Here is a 21,235-nt window from a genome sequence, read left to right as displayed (position 1 = left end):
AGTAAATCCATCATAGGCAAATTCACCTCCCTTCGTAGGCGGTGTCGAGGTGCCAAGGGCTATTATATCATAGATTGATAGAGTTATGGTTAGTGAGTATCAGGAAGTAAAAGTTAAAAGGTAGTTTGATCAAGCCATACAAAAAATCAGCTCAGGAAGGCTGATTTTTTGTGCTTACAAGCTGATACGTTTTTCTGTTTCAGCGTCGAAGAAGTGACCTTTAGCAACGTTGAAAGTAAGGTAACTTTTTCACCTGGATTGTGGAAGTCACGCGCATCAACACGAGCAGCAAATTCAGTTTCTCCAAGTTTTAGGTAAAGCATTGTTTCTGCACCGAGGAGCTCTGAAACAACGACTTCAGCATCAACATTGGCATCTGGATATACTTCTTGAACGATTGGACGGCTTGAAACATCTTCAGGACGGATACCAAAGATAACTTCTTTACCTTGATAACCAGTTTCTTTCAAAATTTTAGCTTGACCTTCAGAAATTGCAATATCCAAGCCTTCAGAGTTAGTGATACGGTTGCCATCAACTTTGACATTGAAGAAGTTCATAGCAGGACTTCCGATAAATCCGGCAACAAATTTATTGGCTGGCTCATTATAAAGTTCTTGAGGTGTACCAATTTGCTCGATACGACCGATAGTACCAGAACCATCAGGGTTCTTAGTAGAACTCATGATAACGATACGGTCAGCAAGGGTCATGGCTTCTGTTTGGTCGTGGGTTACGTAGATGGTAGTTGCCCCAATATTACGAGTGATTTTAGCAATTTCGGCACGCATGGTAACACGAAGCTTAGCATCTAAGTTTGAAAGAGGCTCATCCATGAGGAAGACTTTAGCATCACGAACGATGGCACGTCCCATAGCTACACGCTGACGTTGACCACCAGAAAGGTCTGCCGGCTTACGATCTAAGAACTCAGTCAAACCAAGGCTAGCAGCAGCTTCACGCACACGTTTGTCGATATCGTCTTTTTTATATTTACGAAGTTTAAGACCAAAGGCCATATTTTCATAAACAGTCATGTGTGGGTAAAGGGCGTAGTTTTGGAATACCATGGCAATGTCACGGTCTTTTGGTGATTTGTCATTAACCACTTCACCATCAATATAGAGTTTACCTTCTGTGATTTCTTCAAGTCCAGCAACCATACGGAGAGTTGTAGATTTACCACATCCTGAAGGCCCTACGAAAACGATGAATTCCTTGTCTTTAATGTCGATACTAAAATCTTCGACAGAGTAGTGAGTTGCATTTGGGTATTTTTTGTAAATTTTATCCAGTTTAAGAGTTGTCATATCATTTATCCTTTATTATTTAACTGATCCGCCGGTTACACCTTCAACATAGTATTTCTGCATGAAGATAAAGAGAAGGGTGATTGGGATGGCGATGATAATAGCACCTGCGGTAAATGGAAGGAACCATTCATTGATAGCGTCTTGGTTAAGCATTTGATAGAGTCCAAGGGCAACAGTATATTTATCTTTAACGTCACCGAGGATAACAGATGCAAAGATGAAGTCTACCCAAGGTCCCATGAAGGCCATGAGAGCAGTATAGACGATAATTGGTTTAGACAGTGGCAAGGTAATCTTAGTGAAGATTTGAAGACGAGTTGCACCGTCAATCATTGCTGATTCATCCAATGAGTAAGGAATGGTATCAAAGAAACCTTTCGCAATGTAGAAACCAAGTGCTGCCCCAGCAGAATAAACCAGAACCAAAGATGTCAAGGTTTGTGTCAAATTGAGTGCTTTCAAAATGTAGTAGACCGCAATCATTGACATGAAACCAGGGAACATGTTAAGCACAAGTGCCAATTTCAAGAAGCCATTTCTGTGTTTGAATTTAATACGGCTAAGTGAATAGGCCATCCCAACGGTAATCAAAGTTGAGAGGATACATGTACATGTGGCAACGATGAAGGTATTGATGAACCATTTTCCAAATGGATAAGCATCGCTGGTAAAGAGTTTGATGTAGTTATTAAGAGTATAAGTCTTAGGGAAGAAGTACGGTACCGCATTAGCTCCTTCACCACGGAAACTTGTAAGGAAGATCCAGAGAATCGGAATCAACCAGATGACAGCTAGAACTGTCAATAGGATATAAGTACCAGTTAGGTAAAGATTTTTCTTACGTTTCATTATTTAGCAGCCCCTTCCTTGAATGAAGATGATCTTGTGTAGGCCAAGAGACTGAATGTTGCAGAGATGGCGAAAATCAAGATACCGATAACAGATGCCAAGTTGTAGTCTTTAGCGCTAACAGTCAGTTTGTAGAGCCAAGTTACCAAGAGGTCAGTTGAACCCGCTTGATAGTATTCAGAATTAGTAGGTCCACCACCAGTAAGGAAGTAGATAACGTTGAAGTTATTGATATTACCGATGAATTGTTGAATCAAAGATGGCGCCATAATCAAGAGAATTTGTGGGAAAGTGATGCTCTTGAAGATTTGGAATTTACTTGCTCCATCAATTTCAGCTGCTTCAATCTGCTCAGTTGGCAAGTTCATGATGATACCAGTTGCGACCAACATTGTGAATGGAATACCAATCCACATATTAACCAAGATAATAGAGAATTTAGCCCAAACTGGATCAGTCAAGAATGGAATCGGACCACTTGTAAGATGCAAGGTTTGAAGCAAACCATTCAAAGGACCGTGGTCATTAAGGAAGTTACGCATCAAAAGAAGTGATACGAACTGAGGAACGGCGATAGTAATAACGAAGAGCGTACGCCAAACTTTCTTGAATTTTAGCCCCTTAGTGTTAAGTAAGAGGGCAAGGACAATACCGAAGAAGAAAGTAGTTGCTGTTGCGGCAACCGCCCAAATCAAGGTCCAAGTCAAAAGTGGGAAGAAAGTACCAGCCATACGACCTTGTAGGACTTCACCAAAACTTGCAAAGCCAACCCAGTCGAAAAGTGATTTAGGAGCTGGGTGATTGTGGTCAAAGTTTGTAAAGGCCAAACAAATCATGTAGATCAAAGGCAAGATGGTGAAGAGCAAAACACCAATCAATGGGATAGACATTAGCCCCATATGGAAGCGACCATCGGCCAAGGTCTTAAAGTCTTCAATAAAGTTAGGTACCTTACGACCTGATTGCTTAAGAGCCATGAGATGGCGAGCACTTTTAAGGTTACACCAGTAAATATAAGCAAAGACTGCACAGAAGATTACTGAAGCAAGACCAAAAATCAACATGAGCATCGAGTTATCTCCAGCAACTTGCACAGTTAGCTTGATACCATTAACTTCTTTAATGGCTTCACCCTGTTCTTGAGTACCCAAGGTTATCATGCCTTGGAGAGCTGGGACAATTTGGATGACGAATGCCGCTAAAAAGGCAATCTCAGAGAGGAGGAAGAGCAAACCCTTGGTGAACTGTTTGTTGACCAAGTTTGCCAATCCCATTACCAGAAAGGATAATTTGACATCCCATGTACCCTCTTTGAAGACCTGGCGCATAGGAGTTGTGTCGTAGATTGTTTGTGACATAGATATCTCCTCAGATAAATGTATGATTAGTGATGTTTTTATTTTGTCTATAAGTCATAGATAAAGAGGCTAGGACCTTCACCTGCCTCTTTACCATCTCATTTGTAGGTTTCTTATTTAGCTGCTGCCAAATCTTTATCAAACTGTTGTAATTTAGTAAGGAATTGATCTTCCTTGATCTTACCGTTATAGGCATCACTCATAAGAGCAGCACTTTCAGTCCAGAAGACTGACATTTGACTGAGTTTAGGCATAACAGTTGTGTATTGGTCAGATGAACCCATAGTAATTACAGCTTGTGCAAGAGCATCCTTTTGAACGGCTTCAGAAGCTTGAACTTCTTTGTTAGCTGGGATGATATGACGTGATTCAGTAGTGAATTGGTTATTTTGACTGTCTTTGCTTGTCAAAGCTTGTGCCAATTGGTAAGAAGCAGCAATACGTTCAGCGTTACCTTTAGATGGTGTTTGGTTAACTGCGTAAAGTTTTACACCCATGAAGGCTTTTTGTTGAACGTCTTGACCACCGATATTAACTGTTGGGTAAACAGCAACACCAAGATTGTCTTTACCGACAGCTTTAGCAGCTGCAGCGTAGTCCCATGGTCCTGATTGGAAAGCATCAACAGAACCATCTTCGAATTTAGCCATCATGTTAGCTGAATCAACATTAACAAATCCTTTGTTGTCTTTTTGAGCTGCGATGAATTTAAGAACGTTCACACCAGCTTCATTGCCCCAGTTAGTCCCTTTAACATCTTCACCATTTTGACCAAAGAGTGTGTCACCAACTGAAAGGAAGAGAGGACCAGTTACATAAGCATTAACTTCTTTCAAGTTGCTACCAAATTTTGCTTTAGAAGTGATTGTTTCATATGATTTAACATCTTCTTCGTTAAGTTTAGATTTATTGTAGTATGTAACTTGTGTTTCGATACCGTATGGGAAGGCATAAGTTTTACCTTTGTATTGAGCACCTACGGCAGCTTGCTCAGTATCTTGCTCAGCAATTTCTTTTGAGTATTGCTCTGGGATTTCTTGGATAGCTCCAGCGTCTACCAATTTACCGAGTTGGTCATGTGGAAGTGAGAAGACATCTGCAGCAGTAGAAGCATCCTTAGTCAAGTTTTCTTGAGCATTTGGATCTTCCATTTCAACCATGTCAACTTTATAGCCAGATTTCTTTTCAAATTGTGCGACTGTGTCTTTGTATAACTTCTTAGCACCTGTTGGTACCCAAAGTTTCAAAGTCTTACTATCTGAGCTTGAACTCTTGCTTGAGTTAGACCCACAAGCTACCAAGAGCGATCCAGCAACTAGTAATCCTGCACTACCAAGTAGCACTTTTTGCCATTTTTTCATTTCGAATTCCTCCAAAAAATTAGTTTACTGCTATATTATGCAACCGTTTTCATTTTCTGTCAAGTAATTTGTTATAAAAAATTATTTTTTTGCAATCGCTTGCAAAAATACTTGAAGTTCTCTGCTTAAATGCTATAATATTACCTTGATAGTAATTATATTGGGTAATTCTCACACTTCAGCAAATTAGATTATGAATAGAAACGAGAGGGATATATATGGCTACAATTAAGGATGTTGCCAAGAAGGCTGGTGTCAGCCCGTCGACAGTTAGTCGAACGTTAAAAGATAATCCGGCTATTTCAGAAGAAACCAAGATTAAAGTCAGAGCGGCTATGGATGAATTAGGGTATGTTCCTAATATAGCTGCGCAAGTATTGGCGACTGGCTTAACACATAGTTTAGGTGTTATACTTCCACCTTTAACAAATCGTGAAAATATTAGCCAACCCTTCTATATGGAAATTCTAACAGCGATTAACGAAGAAGCTAGTTGTAATTCTCAGGTTGTCAGCATCGCTACTGGAGCAACTTTAGATGAATTGGTTAAGCAAGTTAAACTGATGCATCGTCAAAAACGTGCAGATGGATTTATAATCCTCTATTCAGAAACAAAAGATCCTGTTAAAGATTATCTCTTAAAAGAAAAAGTTCCTTTTGTAGTAATTGGAGCAGCAGTGGACAATGTTAATAAAGTTACTTATATCGATAATGATAACAAGGCAATAGGGCAAGAAGCAGTTTCGTATCTTAATTCCAGAGGTCACCAAACCATCGGCTTTGTCACAGATGATCTTTTTGGTCAGGTAGGCCAAGAACGTTATCAAGGTTATAAAGATGCTGTTAGTGAGTTGCATATAAAAAGCTTACCTGAACTTGTTTTCTCATCTCAGACGATTGATTCGTTTAAAAAGCACTTGCGAACTTTTCTACCTACAGCATTGGTTGTTAAAGATGATCTTGTTGCCCTTCGGCTTATCCAATGGGTAAACAATCAAGGAATAAAGATTCCGAAAGATTATTCTATTATCTCCATTAACAATTCTTCGTTTGCAGAAATCATGCATCCTTTCTTAACAACCTATGACATTAACATTCAGGAACTGGGAAAAGAAAGTGTTCGCAAATTAGTTGCTATCCTGAAAGATGAAAATACTAAGCCTCAGAAAGTAACTATTCCCTTCCATCTCATTGAAAGAGAAAGTGTAACATCTATATAAAAGGATCATAAAAAATGGTTAGACAGAACTAGTTCCGACTATTTTTTATATTCGAAGTTGACGTATTTTTCAGAAAACTAAGAGCCCGTGTATCTAAAAAAGCTATAATTTAGATATGAAAGCGTTTATTTCACGAACATTCATTCAAAAAAATATAAAAAATCCCATTTTTTTGTTAAAAACTCTTGACTTATGCAAGCGTTTGCATTATAATCATAAGTGTAAAAAATAATTTGAGGTAAACTTTATGAACAAACGAGCAAGCGGTGTTTTGATGCACATCACATCACTACCAGGTGACTACGGGATCGGTTCTTTCGGTCAAGCAGCCTATGACTTTGTTGATTTCTTAAAAGAGACAAAACAAACTTACTGGCAGATTTTGCCACTTACTACAACAAGTTATGGGGACTCACCTTACCAATCATTCTCAGCGGTAGCGGGAAATACACACTTTATCGATTTGGATTTCCTTATTCGTGACAAATTTTTAACTAAAGCTGATGTTAAAGATGCTGACTTTGGGTCAGATCCTGAGTTTATTGACTATGCTAAAGTGTACGAAGCACGTCGTCCAATCCTTGAAAAAGCAGTAAAAGCTATCTTGGCAGATAAAAAAGAAGCTAAAAAATTCCAAGCTTTTAAAACTAAAAATGCTAACTGGTTAGCTGATTATGCTGAATTTATGGCTATTAAAGAACACTTTAATAACAAAGCTCTTCAAGATTGGGATGATAAAAAAGCTGTTAAACGTGATAAAGCTACTCTTGCTAAACTTCGTAAGGAACTTGCTGAAGTGATTACTTATCACGAAGTAGTTCAATACCTATTCTTCAGTCAATGGGCTGAACTTAAAGCTTATGCCAATGAGAATGGTATTCAAATCATTGGTGACATGCCAATTTACATCTCAGCTGATAGTGTTGAAGTTTGGACGCAACCACATCTCTTCAAACTAGATGCAGAGTGTAAACCACGTTACATTGCCGGAGTTCCACCAGATAACTTCTCAGCTACTGGTCAGCTTTGGGGTAACCCAATCTACGCTTGGGATAAACACAAAGCTGAAAATTATGCTTGGTGGGTATTCCGTATCCAAGAATCATTCAAACTTTATGATTACTTGCGTATTGACCACTTCAAAGGTTTCTCTGACTTCTGGGAAATTCCTGGTGGAGATGAAACTGCTGAAAATGGTGAATGGGTTCCAGGACCTGGTTACGATCTTTTCAAAGTGGTTAAAAAAGAATTGGGTGACCTTAACATCATCGCCGAAGACCTTGGAAATATTGATGATAAGACACGTCAACTTCTTGCAGACTGTGGCTATCCTGGAATGAAGATTGTACAATTTGGTTTCTATGATACAACTGGAAACAGTATTGACATTCCACACGTCTACACACAACACTCAGTTGCCTATACAGGTACACACGATAACGAAGTGGTTAACGGCTGGTACGATAATTTAACACAAGAGCAACGTGATTACACAGATGCTTACATCAACCGCCGTCAAGGTGAACCTATCACACGTGCCCTTCTTCGCACACTCTTTGCAACAGTAAGCGACACTGCTATTGCGACTATGCAGGATATCCTTGATAAACCTGAAAATAGCCGTACCAACTTCCCTAACACAGTTGGTGAAAACTGGAAATGGCGTATGCTTCCAGGTGAAATTACTGTCGATAAGAAAGAATTTTTGACAGACATTACAGAAAGATATAATCGAGGTAATAACTAAAATGGCTACATTTACACAATATGTTGAAGCAAAAAACAAAAATCTTAAGGACCTTTCAAACGAAGAAATCTACTATCTTTTGTTGGAATTCGTAAAAGAAGCAGCTGCTCCAAAATCTAAAAACGATAGCAAACGTAAAGTTTACTATATCTCAGCTGAATTCTTGATTGGTAAACTTTTGTCTAACAACTTGATCAACTTGGGCATCTACAAAGATGTTAAAGCTGAATTGGCTGCTGCTGGTAAATCAATCAGCGAAGTTGAAGACGTTGAACCAGAACCATCTCTTGGTAATGGTGGTTTGGGTCGTTTGGCTTCATGTTTCATCGACTCTATGGCAACACTTGGCATCAACGGTGAAGGTGTTGGTCTTAACTACCACTGTGGTCTTTTCAAACAAGTCTTCAAAGATAACAAGCAAGATGCAGAACCAAACTACTGGATCGAAGATCAATCATGGTTGGTACCAACTGATATCTCTTATGATGTTCCATTCAAAAACTTCACATTGAAATCACGTTTGGATCGTTTGGATATCTTGGGTTATAAGAAAGAAACTAAGAACTACCTTAACCTCTTCGATATCAATGGTTTGGACTACGATTTGATTGAAAAAGGAATCACTTTTGATCAAGACGAAATCCAAAAGAACTTGACACTTTTCCTTTACCCAGATGATTCAACTCGTAAAGGTGAGCTCTTGCGTATTTACCAACAATACTTCATGGTATCAAACGCTGCTCAACTTTTGATTGACGAAGCTATTGAACGTGGTTCTAACCTTCACGACCTTCCAGATTACGCTTACGTACAAATCAACGATACTCACCCATCAATGGTAATTCCAGAATTGATTCGTCTTTTGACAGAAAAACATGGATTTGAATTTGATGAAGCAGTAGCAATCGTAAGCAAAATGGTTGGTTACACAAACCACACTATCTTGGCTGAAGCCCTTGAAAAATGGCCTCTTGACTACCTTGAAGAAGTCGTTCCACACCTTGTTGTTATCATCAAGAAATTGGATGCTATCATTCGTGAAAAATACGAAGATCCACGTGTTCAAATCATTGACGAACACAACCGTGTTCACATGGCACACATGGATATCCACTTCTCTACAAGCGTTAACGGTGTAGCAGCACTTCACACAGAAATCCTTAAATCTTCTGAGTTGAAACCATTCTACGACCTTTACCCAGAACGCTTCAACAACAAAACAAACGGTATTACATTCCGTCGTTGGTTGGAATTCTCAAACCAAGAACTTGCTGACTACATCAAAGAATTGATTGGTGATGGTTACCTTACTGACGCAACTCAATTGGAAAAATTGGCTGCTTTTGCAGATGATCCTGCAGTACACAAACGTTTGTCCCAAATCAAATATGATAACAAATTGGCTCTTAAACGTTACCTTAAAGCCAATAAAGGTATTGACCTTGATGAAAACTCAATCATTGATACTCAAATCAAACGTTTCCACGAATACAAACGTCAACAAATGAACGCTTTGTATGTCATCCACAAATACTTGGAAATCAAAAAAGGAAACCTTCCAAAACGTAAAATCACTATCATCTTTGGTGGTAAAGCAGCTCCTGCCTACGTTATTGCTCAAGACATCATCCACTTGATCTTGTCACTTTCTGAACTCATTAACAATGATCCAGAAGTAAGCAAATACCTCAACGTTCACTTGGTTGAGAACTACAACGTAACAGTTGCTGAACACCTTATCCCAGCGACAGATATTTCAGAACAAATCTCATTGGCTTCTAAAGAAGCTTCAGGTACAGGTAACATGAAATTCATGCTTAACGGTGCCCTTACACTTGGTACGATGGATGGTGCCAACGTTGAGATTGCTGAATTGGTGGGACCAGAAAACATCTTCACGTTCGGTAAAGACTCTGATACAATCATCGACCTTTACGATAAAGGTGGTTATGTATCACGTGATTACTACGAAAAAGATGCTAACATCAAAGCAGCTGTTGACTTTATCGTAAGCAAAGATCTTGTTAAACTTGGTGATAAAGAACGCTTGGAACGTCTCCACAAAGAACTTATCTCTAAAGACTGGTTCATGACATTGATTGACTTGGCTGAATACATCGACAAGAAAGAAGAAGTATATGCAGCTTACGAAGATCAAGATGCATGGAACAAGAAAGTTGTTTACAACATCGCTGAAGCAGGATTCTTCTCATCTGACCGTACAATCGAACAGTATGACAAAGACATCTGGCACACAAAATAAAAATCTAGTTGCATAGAAGGAAAACGAGATCAGAAATGGTCTTGTTTTTTTTGCATGAAAAAATACAGCTAACTATCTCTATTAGCTGTATTTACATAAATAAACTTATGTTATTTCGTGTGGTAATTCAATATATCATTTATATATGCTTCTTTATTTGATGAATCATAAGTTTTAGATGTTGAGTATTTTAGATAATGGATTTCATCTTTGGCAGTCCTGGATTCTTCTTGAAGGTAAGAATCTGTAATGGTAATCTTAAAATCCTCACTCTTACCCGTTAGGTCCAAGCTTAGCGGAAAATTTGTAAATTCATCTGAGTAAAATGCTTTCTTATAAAAGAGATACCCATCTCCTCTAAAAGAATTTAAGTGAGGGAATGTTGTTATATTGTATCTTCCATCCCAATAATTCCCATACTTTCTATTATCGTAGTCATCAAAGAATTCCTGAATTATTTCTTTGTTATCATAATTCTTTTCAAAGGTAATGAAGGGAGCTTGCCAATCCCATATTGGAATGTCACCTCCATTTCCATAGATAATATAACTTTGCATTTTTCCAGATTTAGGATTTTTCAACTGAAAGTGGTATTCACTAACACCATCTTTGACAGCACCAGTTTGATATAAGGTATCGCCAGGAACTATCAAAAAGAGAAAATCCCTTAGATATAATTCGAAGTCGGTATCCATTGTTTTATCATGTAATCCAGGGAAACGATGAATTATTTGTCTGTAATTCTCTGCATTCGAAAACCATTCCTTATCAAAGCCTGGACCGACTTCAAATACTTTATGATCGAAATAGTTTTGATATTCTTCATAATGGTTTTCAGTAGAGGTCACCTGTCCAAATGGTAAAGTCATATTGGTATTATCAGTAAAAGTGATATGCAAAAAAAGACTTCGCGGATCAATTCCTTTATCGATATATTGGCCTATCTTATAGGTAGACAAATCATCAGGAAAATCGTCTTTTCCAAAGTGTAGGACTTCAATCTCAATATCTTTGACAACTTTCTTTTGAGACTTTATCTTTTTAACGTTGTAATGATAAGCCTTGTAATAGTAATTACCTTTATCATAGAGATAAGGCTTATAGGCTCTTTGGTAACTGTTAAAAAGAAAAATACCTATACCAGCAATAAGAAGAAGCGCTAGTATGATTTTCAGTTTTTTACAATAACTGCGTAATTTTTTTATCATCCATAACCCCCATGTTTTTACTATTATATCATGAAAATAAGTGTTCCCAAGCCATCTTCGTGTACTTTGTCACCGTTTTCCTTTATAATATAAGTATCACATTACAAGAGGAGACCTCATGAAATACATTGTAAACACATCAAATGATCCTGCCTATAATATTGCTTTGGAAGCCTATGCCTTTCGTGAATTGGTAAATGAAGATGAATTATTCATTCTCTGGATTAACCGTCCAGCTATCATTGTTGGGAAACACCAAAATACCATTCAAGAGATTAACAAAGAATATACAGATGCTCATAATATTAAGGTCGTTCGTCGTTTGTCTGGTGGTGGCGCTGTTTATCACGATTTGAACAACCTTAATTATACCATCATCTCTAATAAGGCAGATGAAGGCGCATTTGACTTTAAGACTTTTTCTCAACCAGTAATCGCAACACTTGCTGATTTGGGAGTTAAGGCTGAATTTACTGGCCGTAATGACCTTGAAATCGATGGTAAAAAGTTCTGTGGAAATGCTCAAGCTTACTATAAAGGTCGTATGATGCACCATGGTTGCTTGCTCTTTGACGTTGATATGTCCGTTCTTGGCCAAGCCCTTAAAGTCAGCAAAGATAAGATTGAATCTAAAGGCGTTAAGTCTGTACGTGCCCGTGTGACAAACATTGTAGACGAATTGCCAGAAAAGATTACCGTAAACGAATTCTCAGATAAAATCTTGGAAAAAATGAAGGAATTTTATCCTGACATGGAAGAATACGTCCTTTCTGAAGATGAATTAGCAAAGATTCAAGCGTCTTACGAGAAACAATTTAATACCTGGGATTGGACTTACGGACAGTCACCAGAATACACAGTAGAACGTAATGTTCGTTACCCAGCTGGTAAAATTTCAACCTATGCCAATGTTGAAAATTCAATCATTAAATCTGTTAAGATTTACGGAGATTTCTTTGGTATCGGAGATGTATCAGATATTGAAGACTTGTTGGTCGGAATACCTTACGAGTACGACGATGTCTTGGCTAAACTTGAAACTATTGATACAACACATTATTTCTCACGTATGACAACCGAGGAGGTTGCAAAAGCTATCGTAGCTTAATCATTGTATGAACAATCTGGAAAACTCCAGGTTGTTTTTCTTTTATGATTGACTAAGTGAGTCTCTATATAGGCTGGCCGGTAAATCTATAAAAACCTCTAAGTAAAAAACACCTTATAACATCTTTCCGAAAAACTGTAATTTTCTTGAAAGAAAGATATAGGTGTGATATACTTCTATTAAGTAATTATGGAGAAATAAACCAATGAAACGTGAACTTTTACTGGAAAAAATTGAAGAATACAAAGCTCTCATGCCGTGGTTCGTCTTGGAATATTACCAATCGAAACTATCGGTACCGTATTCTTTTACGACCTTATATGAATATCTCAAGGAATATAAACGCTTTTTTGACTGGTTAATTGACTCAGGTATTTCAGATGCTGATGAGATTGTCTCAATTGACATCAAAACCTTAGAAAATCTTACGAAAAAAGATATGGAATCATTTGTCCTTTATCTCCGTGAACGTCCCTCTTTAAATACCTATTCTACAAAACAAGGTGTCTCTCAAACGACCATTAACCGGACACTTTCAGCTCTATCTAGTCTCTATAAGTATTTAACCGAGGAGGTCGAGGGTCCTGATGGTGAGCCATATTTCTATCGTAACGTCATGAAAAAAGTTTCTACTAAGAAAAAGAAAGAAACTTTAGCTGCTCGAGCTGAGAATATCAAACAGAAACTCTTTCTAGGCGATGAAACCATGGAGTTCCTTGATTATGTAGAAAAAGAATACGAAGTCAAACTATCAAATCGAGCAAAATCGTCGTTTTATAAGAATAAAGAGCGAGATCTAGCAATTATTGCCTTGCTACTGGCTTCAGGGGTTCGACTTTCTGAGGCTGTTAACCTGGACCTTAAAGATATCAATCTGAAAATGATGGTCATTGATGTTACTCGAAAAGGTGGCAAACGAGACTCAGTTAATGTAGCAAGTTTTGCAAAACCTTATCTTGAGTCTTACCTTAGTATACGTGATAAACGCTATAAGGCTGAAAAGCAAGACCTTGCCCTATTTTTAACGGAATATCGAGGTGTACCTAACCGTATTGATGCTTCAAGTATCGAAAAAATGGTTGCTAAATATTCTCAGGACTTCAAGATACGTGTGACTCCCCACAAATTACGACACACCTTGGCTACACGTCTTTATGATGCTACCAAGTCTCAAGTTTTAGTTAGTCACCAACTTGGCCATGCTTCTACTCAGGTCACTGATCTATACACGCATATTGTTAATGATGAGCAAAAAAACGCCCTAGACAATCTATGATAAGTTTACTACTAGCCATTCCAACTCGGAATGGTTTTGTAATTTGCATAAATTTAATTATGCAATAAAGTGGTTTATAATAACATAACTTTATTTATGTAAAATAGTTCACGCAAAAACAAGCTCTCCATTTTGGAAAGCTTGTTTGTTTTCACTAATAATCTTTAAGTGTAGATTCAACGGCTGCTTTTTCTTTGTCAATCAAGTTTACTCGTGCGGCAATTGTCTTAATTCCCATCAAGATATTACGTTCTAGGCCTTTATCGCTTGTTTGTGGCTCAAAGAAGGCAATATACTGATCAAGACGTTCTTGAGTTTTAAAGACCGATGCTGGGATATTAACAAAGGTATCAAAGCTCATATCTCCACCAAGGGCAGCCTTAATCCATTCCCAATTCTCTTTAGCCCAGTTCCAAATGGTTTCTTGAGCATAAGATTTATTAAGGAATCTTAGGTACCAAAGGTACAAATCTTGAGGTTTAACAACATTTTTATCCTTCAAATGACCTAAAACGTAGTCAAGACCTTCTTGATTTTTAAGGTAAGCGACTGCTTGAGTCAATTGACGACGGAAGTTACTATCGTTGGTTGCAACGTAAGCATTCACATATTCTTCAACAAGCTCAAGACTGTTTTCTTGTTTCATTTGGTTGATAAGGACAAGACCTCGGACACTTGCTGGAATGCTTTCGAAGTTTTCTTTATGTGCTTGGAAAACACTTGCTGCTGCTAAAACGGCTGGTTGATAGTCTGCTTGAATCAAATAGCCAAGCATTGTTTGACGTACCATCTCGTCTTCATCTGACTCGCCTTCTTTGGCTTCAAAACCAAGACGCTTAAAGTCATTTTGGAATTGACGGCGTACCAAGGCGTTGTAATGCACTTCTGCTTCTGTATCTTCATCAATAAAACGCTTCAAACCACTAAGAATTTGTGATTTAGCTTGAGCAATCAAGAAGCTTTCTTCTTTTTCAACCAAATCAAGCAGAGTGATTAGGCTTGCGTAAGAAATACGTCCACTTTCAGCTAAGAGACGACGTTCTTGCAAGATTTGAAGTTTACTTACAGTATCAAGGAGTGCAAATTCATCAAGGATATTGTCCAAGAGCTGTCCTTGGTAATCTGTGATGTAGTGAGCTGTATTTGCTGTGTTGAGACGGAGAGCCCCCTCATTTTGGGCTACAAGTTGACTATAATTTGGAATCTCAATTCGTTCTACTGAAAGTGTATCTGGTAGACCCTTCCAATTTGAGTTCAATGGGATTTCCCAAAGTCGACCTTCATCCTCGTGTTCACCAATGAAGAACTGTTTTTGACTAAGGATAAGCGTGTCATCAACAACTTCTGCATTAACCACTGGGTAACCTGGTTGTTCCAACCAAGTATCCATAAAGCTAGAGACATCTTTTCCTGAAGCATCTGAAAGGGCATCCCAAAGATCACGTCCAACAGTGTTATTATATTGGTGCTTTTCAAAATAAGCGTTAAGTCCTTTGGCAAAGGCTTCATCACCTAGCCAACGACGCAACATGTGCATGAGACGGCTACCCTTGGCATAAACGATGGCACTGTCAAAGAGGGTATTAATCTCATCAGGATGATTGACTTCCATATGGACAGACTGAACACCATCTGTAGCATCACGTTGGAGGGCATGTGGTACACCAGTTGTTTGGAAATCTTCAAAGATGTTCCAACTTGGTTCAATAGCATCTACTGAAACATATTCCATCATGTTGGCAAAACTTTCGTTAAGCCAGAGGTCATCCCACCATTTCATCGTTACAAGGTTACCGAACCATTGGTGAGCTAATTCGTGGGCAACAACAAGGGCTACCTGTTGACGGCTTACAGCAGAGCTATTTTCATCTACAAGAAGGTAAACCTCACGGTAGGTAACAAGTCCCCAGTTTTCCATAGCACCTGCTGAGAAATCAGGAAGGGCAAGGTGGTAAGACAATGGAATAGGATATTTTACTTGGAAATAATCTTCGTAGAAATCAATGACACGAACGGCAATGTCAAGCGCAAAGTCAACACTGTTTGCTGCTTGTGCAACTGTAGCGAAGACGCCGACTTCTGTACCGTTTTGAGTTTTAGCGGTTTTACCTTGGAGAGCTCCAAACCCAAAGGCTAGGAGATAAGTTGACATACGTGGTGTTGTCTCAAAGGTCCAAACGCCAGTTTCTTCACGGAGATGACTATTGATTTCAGGCATATTTGACAAGGCAATATCGCCTTCTTCAGCGTCAAATTTCAATGAGAAATCAAAGGTCGCTTTGGCTTCTGGTTCATCAATAGATGGAAAAGCTTCACGCGCAAAATGAGATTCAAACTGTGTTGAAATGATTTCCTTCTTCTCACCATTGTGGGTGTAATATGATGGGTAGATTCCGGTCATATTGTCTGTAATACGACCTGAAAATTCAATGACAAGCGTTAAAACCCCAGTCTCTGGAAGTTCAATATGGAAAGCCTCATTGGCATCATCCATTTGAAAGTTTAGTGATTCATTATCCAAGAGAATAGAATGGATGGTAAGGTCTTTCTGGTGAAGGGAGATATGGTTATCAAGGGCTTCACCTGTAATGGCAACATTCCCTGTAAAGGTCTTTTCAGAACGATTAATATCCAAGAAAAGATTATAATTTTCAGGGATGAAACTTTCGATAAAACGAGCAACAGATGCTGTCATACGTATATACTCCTAACTAACTTTTCGTATCGAAACAGACTGACAAATGTTTCGATATTAGGTACTTTACTTTAAAAGAAAAGTACCTGAATTTATTCAATACAGACCCATTATAACATAGATTGCAAGCTTTGCCTACAGTTCAATGATTTTACCGGATTTGAGATAGACGACCCATTCGCATAAATTACGGGCGTAATCACCAATGCGTTCCAAATACATGAGTACTTGGAAATATTCTTTAGCAGCGAAGGCTGCATCTGGATTTTTCCGGACACCTTCTACCGTCATGGATTGGATATCACGGAAAAAGTTGTCAATGTTTTCATCTGAGGCTGCGATTTCATAAGCACGCTTTTCGTCAGCATTCAAGTAAACTTCAAGAGCTTCTTCGACCATATGGCGGACTGCTTTTCCCATTTTCTTGATCTCAGCTTCAATATCAGTCATTCGGTTTTCACCCTTAATACGGATGGTCGCCTTTGCGATAGCAACGGCATGGTCACCCATACGCTCGACGTCACTAGATGCTTTTAGTGCAGTGATAACAGTACGTAAATCACTTGATACAGGTTGCTGAAGGGCAATAATTTCAAGCGATTTTTTCTCAAGTTTGGTTTCGTAGTTATTGACAATTTCATCGTTTTCAATAACTTCTTTAGCCAATTCACGGTCATGGCTGATGAAGGCACGTACTGCTTTTTTGAGCTGAGCAGCAACTTCGGTACCCATGGCATAAAATTGATTGTGGAGTTTTGCTAATTCTTCTTCGAAGGGTGTTCGTAACATCATAATTGGTAATGAATCCGTCCTTTCTTAACCGAACTTACCGGTAATGTAATCTTCTGTTTCTTTGTGTTGTGGATTAAGGAACATATGCTTAGTCGATGAATACTCAATGAGTTGTCCATCAAGGAAAAAGCCTGTTCGTTGGGAGATACGACTAGCTTGTTGCATAGAACGAGTAACAAGCAACAAAGTGTATTGGTCTTTTAGGTTGTAGAGGGTTTCTTCGATTTTTCCTGCCGAGATAGGGTCCAAAGCTGATGTTGGCTCGTCAAGTAGGATAACCTTTGGTGATGTTGCAAGAACCCTTGCAATACAGATACGTTGTTGTTGTCCTCCCGAAAGGCCGAGAGCTGATTCATGGAGACGGTCTTTTACTTCTTCCCATATTGAAGCACCTTTTAGAGATTCTTCGACTGCTTTATCAAGGACTGCTTTGTCTTTGATACCATTGATACGAAGTCCATAAACCACGTTTTCATAGATAGACATGGGGAAAGGATTAGGTTGTTGAAAGACCATACCGATTTGCTTTCGTAACTCAACAGTGTCCGTTCGAGGACTATAGACATTATGACCATTGTAAGATACTGCTCCAGTAAGCGTCCACTCAGGGTTTAAATCTCCCATTCGGTTGATAGAACGGAGCAAGGTTGATTTTCCTGATCCTGAAGGTCCGATAAGGGCTGTGATTTCATTTGGATAGAAATCCATGGTCACGTTATTAAGGGCTTTTTTCTTATTGAAATACACCGATAAATCATTGATGGAAATGATTGGTTCAGTCATAGATGCTCCTTTCTATCCAAAGCGTCCTGAGACATAGTCACTGGTTGACTGTAGGGCAGCATCTTGGAAGATTTTCTTAGTTTTGTCATATTCGATGAGGTCACCAAGGTAGAAGAAAGCCGTATAATCACTAGCACGCGCTGCTTGTTGCATATTGTGCGTTACGATGATAATAGAGTAGTTTTCCTTAAGTTCAAACATGGTTTCTTCTAGTTGCATCGTGGCAAGAGGGTCCAGTGAGGCGGCAGGTTCATCCATGAGAAGGATACGTGGTTTAACAGCAATGGCCCTTGCTATACAAAGCCGTTGCTGCTGACCGCCTGAGAGGGTAAAGGCAGATTTATGAAGATCATCTTTAACCTGATCCCAAAGACCTGCTTGCTTAAGCGATGTCTCAACAATCTCGTCCAAAGTTTGCTTATCTCTTACGCCTTTACGTTCGTGAGCAAAGGTAATGTTTCTGTAGATAGACTTGGCAAATGGATTTGGACGTTGGAAAACCATTCCAATATGTTTACGCATTTCATAAACATTGATATTACTTGCATTGACATCGACGCCTTGATAAAGGATTTGTCCAGTAACCTTAGCAATATCAATCGTATCATTCATACGGTTTAGGCTACGAAGAAAGGTTGACTTCCCGCATCCTGAAGGCCCAATAAGAGCCGTAATTTTATTTTTCTCGAATTGCATGTCGATGCCTTTGATGGCTTCTTTTTGACCATAATAGACATGCAAGTCCTTTATTTCAAGAGCGAGCTCCTTCTCTGGGAAGGTGATAATATGACGCTCGTCCCAATTGTATTTTGTCATGATAACTCCTTTAAGCGGATGTTAATTTCTTATGGAGGTATGCTCCCAAACGACGTGCACCAAAGTTGAAAATCAAAATGAAAATCAAGAGTACTGCTGCTGAACCAGCTGATACTGCAGTGGCGTCAGGTGTCGTCCCTTCAGAATTGACTTTCCAGATGTGAACAGCAAGCGTCTCAGCTTGGCGGAAGATCGAAATCGGACTAGAGATAGAAAGTGGATTCCAGTCACTCCAGTTAAGGGCCGGTGCTGATTGACCAGCTGTGTAAATAAGTGCTGCTGCTTCCCCAAAAATACGGCCAGATGCAAGTACAATCCCAGTTACAATTCCTGGTAAGGCCTCTGGTACGACAACATAACAGATGGTTTCCCAGCGAGACAAGCCTAAAGCAAGACCTGCTTCACGCTGGGTATGGTGAACCGTTCTTAGACTATCTTCAACAGTACGTGTCATTTGTGGTAGGTTAAAAACGGTAAGTGCCAAGGCACCTGATAGAATTGAAAAACCATACTGAAATTGGACAACGAAAATCAAATAACCAAAAAGTCCAACTACTACTGATGGTAGTGATGAAAGAATCTCAATACAAGTCCTTACAAAGTTTGTGAGTCTTCCTTTTTAGCGTATTCGGAAAGATAAATACCTGCTCCCATTGAAAGAGGAACAGAAATAATCAAGGTAATCACTAAAAGAAAGAATGAATTGTAGAGTTGAACACCAATTCCTCCTCCGGCTTTGTAGGACGATGATCGACTTGTCAAGAAAGACCAGCTAATGTGTGGTAACCCACGAACCAAGATATAGAGAATCAAGGCTGCTAGTATTGTTACAATAATGCCAGCAATCACATAGAGTGTACCGATGGCAATTTTATCAATTTTTTTAGCGTTCATAATTTCTCTTTCTTTCACGGGTAATGAATTTAACCAACATATTGAAACCGAGGCTCATTAATAAGAGTACCAGGGCAAGTGACCAGAGGACATTGTTTGAAACTGTGCCCATGACGGTATTTCCGATTCCCATAGTCAATACAGATGTCAAGGTTGCTGCCGGTGTGGTTAAAGAAGTTGGAACCACAGCAGAATTTCCGACGACCATCTGGATGGCAAGAGCCTCACCAAAGGCACGGGCCATACCGAAGATAACGGCCGTGAAGATACCTGGTTTAGCCGCATTAAGCGTCACTCGCCAAATGGTTTGCCAGCGAGTAGCCCCCATGGCAAGACTGGCTTCACGATAGTGACGTGGTACCGCACGAAGCGTGTCTGTCGTCATAAAGGTTACAGTTGGTAAAATCATGACGAACAAGACAAAGGTACCTGAAAGGATACCAAATCCTGTACCACCAAAAATGAAACGAACAAATGGGACCACGACTTGGAGACCAATGAATCCATATACAACAGATGGTATCCCAACCAAAAGTTCAATAGCAGGTTGCAGGAATTTAGCTCCTTTAGGAGAAATTTCAGTCATAAAGATGGCTGCCCCAATAGCAAATGGCGTTGCTACTAAGGCTGAAAGTAAGGTAACCACGAATGAGCCCAAAATCATTGGCAGCGCCCCAAACTTGCCCTCAGATGGTGACCAATCCCCACTAAAGAGGAACTCAATCAAACTAACCTTATTGACAAAGAAAGTAGCTAGTCCTTTTTGGGCTACAAATAGTAAAATCATTGCTACAATGAAAACAATCAAAGCTAGGCAAAGAAAAGTGATTGTTTTACCAAACTTTTCGAGGCGTGAATTTTTAGAGGGTGATGTTAACTGCTTCACCAAATCTTCATTTTTCATGCTTACTCCTCACTCTTCTTTGTGACTTTACCATCAGCATCCTTTGTTACTTTCATACTATGGATGGAAATGTAACCCATTTTTGAAACGACGTTCTCTTGAACCTCGTCGCTCATCATATAGTCTAGGAATTGTTTTGTATAACCATCGGGCTTACCTTTAGTATACATATGTTCGTAAGACCAGATTGGCCAATCATTAGTTGCAACATTTTCAGCCTTTGGTTCAAAGCCATTAAGCTTCAATGTTTTAACAGAGTCATCAAGGTAAGCAAATGATAAGTATGAAATCGCTCCAGGCGTTTGAGCGACAATTGACTTAACCATTCCGTTAGAATCTTGCTCTTGCGTGCGAATAGGAGATTTTCCGTCCATAATGACAGCATCAAAAGTGGCACGTGATCCTGAACTTGCTGCACGGTTGATGATGGTAATGTCCAAATCCTGTCCACCGAGTTGTTTCCAGTTTGTAATTTCGCCTGTGAAAATTTTGCGAAGTTGCTCTGTTGTTAGGTTGTCAACAGAAACCTCTTTATTGGTAATAACGGCAATGCCAGCAACAGCAACTTGAAAATCAACAAGCTTACTAGCATCTATTCCAGATTTTTCCTCAGCAAAGAGATCGCTGTTACCAATTTGGACAGCTCCA

At 39.1% G+C, this 21,235-nt stretch carries 15 protein-coding genes and 2 pseudogenes; 5 read left to right on the top strand and 12 right to left on the bottom strand.

The annotated features are described in order from the left end of the window. Window positions 1-174: 174 nt before the first annotated feature. The 4 genes and pseudogenes from ugpC to HSISS2_RS03335 all read right to left on the bottom strand — a co-directional run bounded on the left by ugpC (window position 175) and on the right by HSISS2_RS03335 (window position 4,881). Window positions 175-1,310, bottom strand: a pseudogene (gene ugpC, locus HSISS2_RS03350) (sn-glycerol-3-phosphate ABC transporter ATP-binding protein UgpC). A gap of 15 nt (window positions 1,311-1,325) precedes the next feature. Next, window positions 1,326-2,162, bottom strand: coding sequence for a sugar ABC transporter permease (locus tag HSISS2_RS03345; RefSeq protein ID WP_002889349.1), 837 nt, complete (start codon window positions 2,160-2,162; stop codon window positions 1,326-1,328). Further along, window positions 2,162-3,520, bottom strand: a complete 1,359-nt coding sequence (locus HSISS2_RS03340; RefSeq protein ID WP_008534626.1) for a carbohydrate ABC transporter permease — start codon at window positions 3,518-3,520, stop codon at window positions 2,162-2,164. The genes HSISS2_RS03345 and HSISS2_RS03340 overlap by 1 nt, the downstream gene beginning before the upstream one ends. Before the next feature lie 113 nt (window positions 3,521-3,633). Continuing rightward, window positions 3,634-4,881: an extracellular solute-binding protein gene (locus tag HSISS2_RS03335; RefSeq protein WP_021145382.1), complete on the bottom strand. Its 1,248-nt coding sequence runs from the start codon at window positions 4,879-4,881 to the stop codon at window positions 3,634-3,636. Window positions 4,882-5,099: 218 nt separating this feature from the next. On the opposite strand from HSISS2_RS03335, the gene HSISS2_RS03330 reads away from it, so the two are divergent. From HSISS2_RS03330 to glgP, 3 genes are all read left to right on the top strand, one after another. Continuing rightward, on the top strand, window positions 5,100-6,101 hold the full coding sequence (locus tag HSISS2_RS03330) for a LacI family DNA-binding transcriptional regulator (RefSeq protein WP_021145381.1): 1,002 nt from the start codon (window positions 5,100-5,102) through the stop codon (window positions 6,099-6,101). A gap of 247 nt (window positions 6,102-6,348) precedes the next feature. Then, on the top strand, window positions 6,349-7,848 hold the full coding sequence (gene malQ, locus HSISS2_RS03325) for a 4-alpha-glucanotransferase (RefSeq protein ID WP_008534629.1): 1,500 nt from the start codon (window positions 6,349-6,351) through the stop codon (window positions 7,846-7,848). A gap of 1 nt (window position 7,849) precedes the next feature. After that, window positions 7,850-10,111, top strand: coding sequence for a glycogen/starch/alpha-glucan family phosphorylase (glgP, locus tag HSISS2_RS03320; RefSeq protein WP_021145380.1), 2,262 nt, complete (start codon window positions 7,850-7,852; stop codon window positions 10,109-10,111). Window positions 10,112-10,221: 110 nt separating this feature from the next. Here the strand turns inward: glgP and HSISS2_RS10760 are convergent, their stop codons facing one another. Further along, window positions 10,222-11,319, bottom strand: a complete 1,098-nt coding sequence (locus HSISS2_RS10760) for a hypothetical protein (RefSeq protein WP_021145379.1) — start codon at window positions 11,317-11,319, stop codon at window positions 10,222-10,224. Between the two features lie 118 nt (window positions 11,320-11,437). Between HSISS2_RS10760 and HSISS2_RS03305 the strand changes: the two genes are divergently transcribed. Both HSISS2_RS03305 and xerS read left to right on the top strand, forming a co-directional pair. Then, window positions 11,438-12,427: a lipoate--protein ligase gene (locus HSISS2_RS03305; RefSeq protein WP_021145378.1), complete on the top strand. Its 990-nt coding sequence runs from the start codon at window positions 11,438-11,440 to the stop codon at window positions 12,425-12,427. Between the two features lie 205 nt (window positions 12,428-12,632). Continuing rightward, window positions 12,633-13,703, top strand: a complete 1,071-nt coding sequence (gene xerS / locus HSISS2_RS03300) for a tyrosine recombinase XerS (protein WP_021145377.1) — start codon at window positions 12,633-12,635, stop codon at window positions 13,701-13,703. A 154-nt stretch (window positions 13,704-13,857) separates the two neighbouring features. On the opposite strand, the gene HSISS2_RS03295 is transcribed toward xerS, so the two are convergent. The 7 genes and pseudogenes from HSISS2_RS03295 to HSISS2_RS03265 all read right to left on the bottom strand — a co-directional run. Continuing rightward, complete coding sequence (locus HSISS2_RS03295; RefSeq protein WP_021145376.1) at window positions 13,858-16,398, bottom strand: M1 family metallopeptidase; 2,541 nt, start codon at window positions 16,396-16,398, stop codon at window positions 13,858-13,860. 135 nt (window positions 16,399-16,533) lie between these two features. Next, on the bottom strand, window positions 16,534-17,187 hold the full coding sequence (phoU, locus tag HSISS2_RS03290; protein WP_042767191.1) for a phosphate signaling complex protein PhoU: 654 nt from the start codon (window positions 17,185-17,187) through the stop codon (window positions 16,534-16,536). Between the two features lie 27 nt (window positions 17,188-17,214). Beyond that, a complete protein-coding gene (gene pstB, locus HSISS2_RS03285) occupies window positions 17,215-17,973 on the bottom strand; it encodes a phosphate ABC transporter ATP-binding protein PstB (protein WP_002888363.1) in 759 nt (252 codons plus the stop codon). A gap of 12 nt (window positions 17,974-17,985) precedes the next feature. Continuing rightward, window positions 17,986-18,789: a phosphate ABC transporter ATP-binding protein PstB gene (pstB, locus tag HSISS2_RS03280; protein WP_021145374.1), complete on the bottom strand. Its 804-nt coding sequence runs from the start codon at window positions 18,787-18,789 to the stop codon at window positions 17,986-17,988. 10 nt (window positions 18,790-18,799) lie between these two features. After that, window positions 18,800-19,683 (bottom strand): annotated as a pseudogene (gene pstA / locus HSISS2_RS03275) (phosphate ABC transporter permease PstA). Beyond that, complete coding sequence (pstC, locus tag HSISS2_RS03270) at window positions 19,673-20,587, bottom strand: phosphate ABC transporter permease subunit PstC (RefSeq protein WP_002888366.1); 915 nt, start codon at window positions 20,585-20,587, stop codon at window positions 19,673-19,675. The pseudogene pstA and the gene pstC overlap by 11 nt, the downstream one beginning before the upstream one ends. A 2-nt stretch (window positions 20,588-20,589) precedes the next feature. After that, window positions 20,590-21,235, bottom strand: a 646-nt coding sequence (locus HSISS2_RS03265; RefSeq protein ID WP_042766963.1) for a phosphate ABC transporter substrate-binding protein, incomplete at its 5' end; no start/stop codon positions are given.

Source organism: Streptococcus sp. HSISS2 (assembly GCF_000448665.1).
GTDB classification, from domain to species: Bacteria; Bacillota; Bacilli; order Lactobacillales; family Streptococcaceae; genus Streptococcus; species Streptococcus raffinosi.
This window is presented reverse-complemented; position numbering and strand designations above follow the sequence as displayed.

Excerpts from the sequence above, each read along its gene's own strand:
- HSISS2_RS03295 (WP_021145376.1), bottom strand. The coding sequence starts at position 16,398 with ATGACAGCATCTGTTGCTCGTTTTATCGAAAGTTTCATCCCTGAAAAT.
- pstB (WP_002888363.1), bottom strand. The coding sequence starts at position 17,973 with ATGACTGAACCAATCATTTCCATCAATGATTTATCGGTGTATTTCAAT.
- HSISS2_RS03335 (WP_021145382.1), bottom strand. The coding sequence starts at position 4,881 with ATGAAAAAATGGCAAAAAGTGCTACTTGGTAGTGCAGGATTACTAGTT.
- xerS (WP_021145377.1), top strand. The coding sequence starts at position 12,633 with ATGAAACGTGAACTTTTACTGGAAAAAATTGAAGAATACAAAGCTCTC.
- pstC (WP_002888366.1), bottom strand. The coding sequence starts at position 20,587 with ATGAAAAATGAAGATTTGGTGAAGCAGTTAACATCACCCTCTAAAAAT.
- phoU (WP_042767191.1), bottom strand. The coding sequence starts at position 17,187 with ATGTTACGAACACCCTTCGAAGAAGAATTAGCAAAACTCCACAATCAA.
- HSISS2_RS03345 (WP_002889349.1), bottom strand. The coding sequence starts at position 2,162 with ATGAAACGTAAGAAAAATCTTTACCTAACTGGTACTTATATCCTATTG.
- malQ (WP_008534629.1), top strand. The coding sequence starts at position 6,349 with ATGAACAAACGAGCAAGCGGTGTTTTGATGCACATCACATCACTACCA.
- pstB (WP_021145374.1), bottom strand. The coding sequence starts at position 18,789 with ATGACAAAATACAATTGGGACGAGCGTCATATTATCACCTTCCCAGAG.
- HSISS2_RS03330 (WP_021145381.1), top strand. The coding sequence starts at position 5,100 with ATGGCTACAATTAAGGATGTTGCCAAGAAGGCTGGTGTCAGCCCGTCG.
- HSISS2_RS03305 (WP_021145378.1), top strand. The coding sequence starts at position 11,438 with ATGAAATACATTGTAAACACATCAAATGATCCTGCCTATAATATTGCT.
- HSISS2_RS10760 (WP_021145379.1), bottom strand. The coding sequence starts at position 11,319 with ATGATAAAAAAATTACGCAGTTATTGTAAAAAACTGAAAATCATACTA.
- HSISS2_RS03340 (WP_008534626.1), bottom strand. The coding sequence starts at position 3,520 with ATGTCACAAACAATCTACGACACAACTCCTATGCGCCAGGTCTTCAAA.
- glgP (WP_021145380.1), top strand. The coding sequence starts at position 7,850 with ATGGCTACATTTACACAATATGTTGAAGCAAAAAACAAAAATCTTAAG.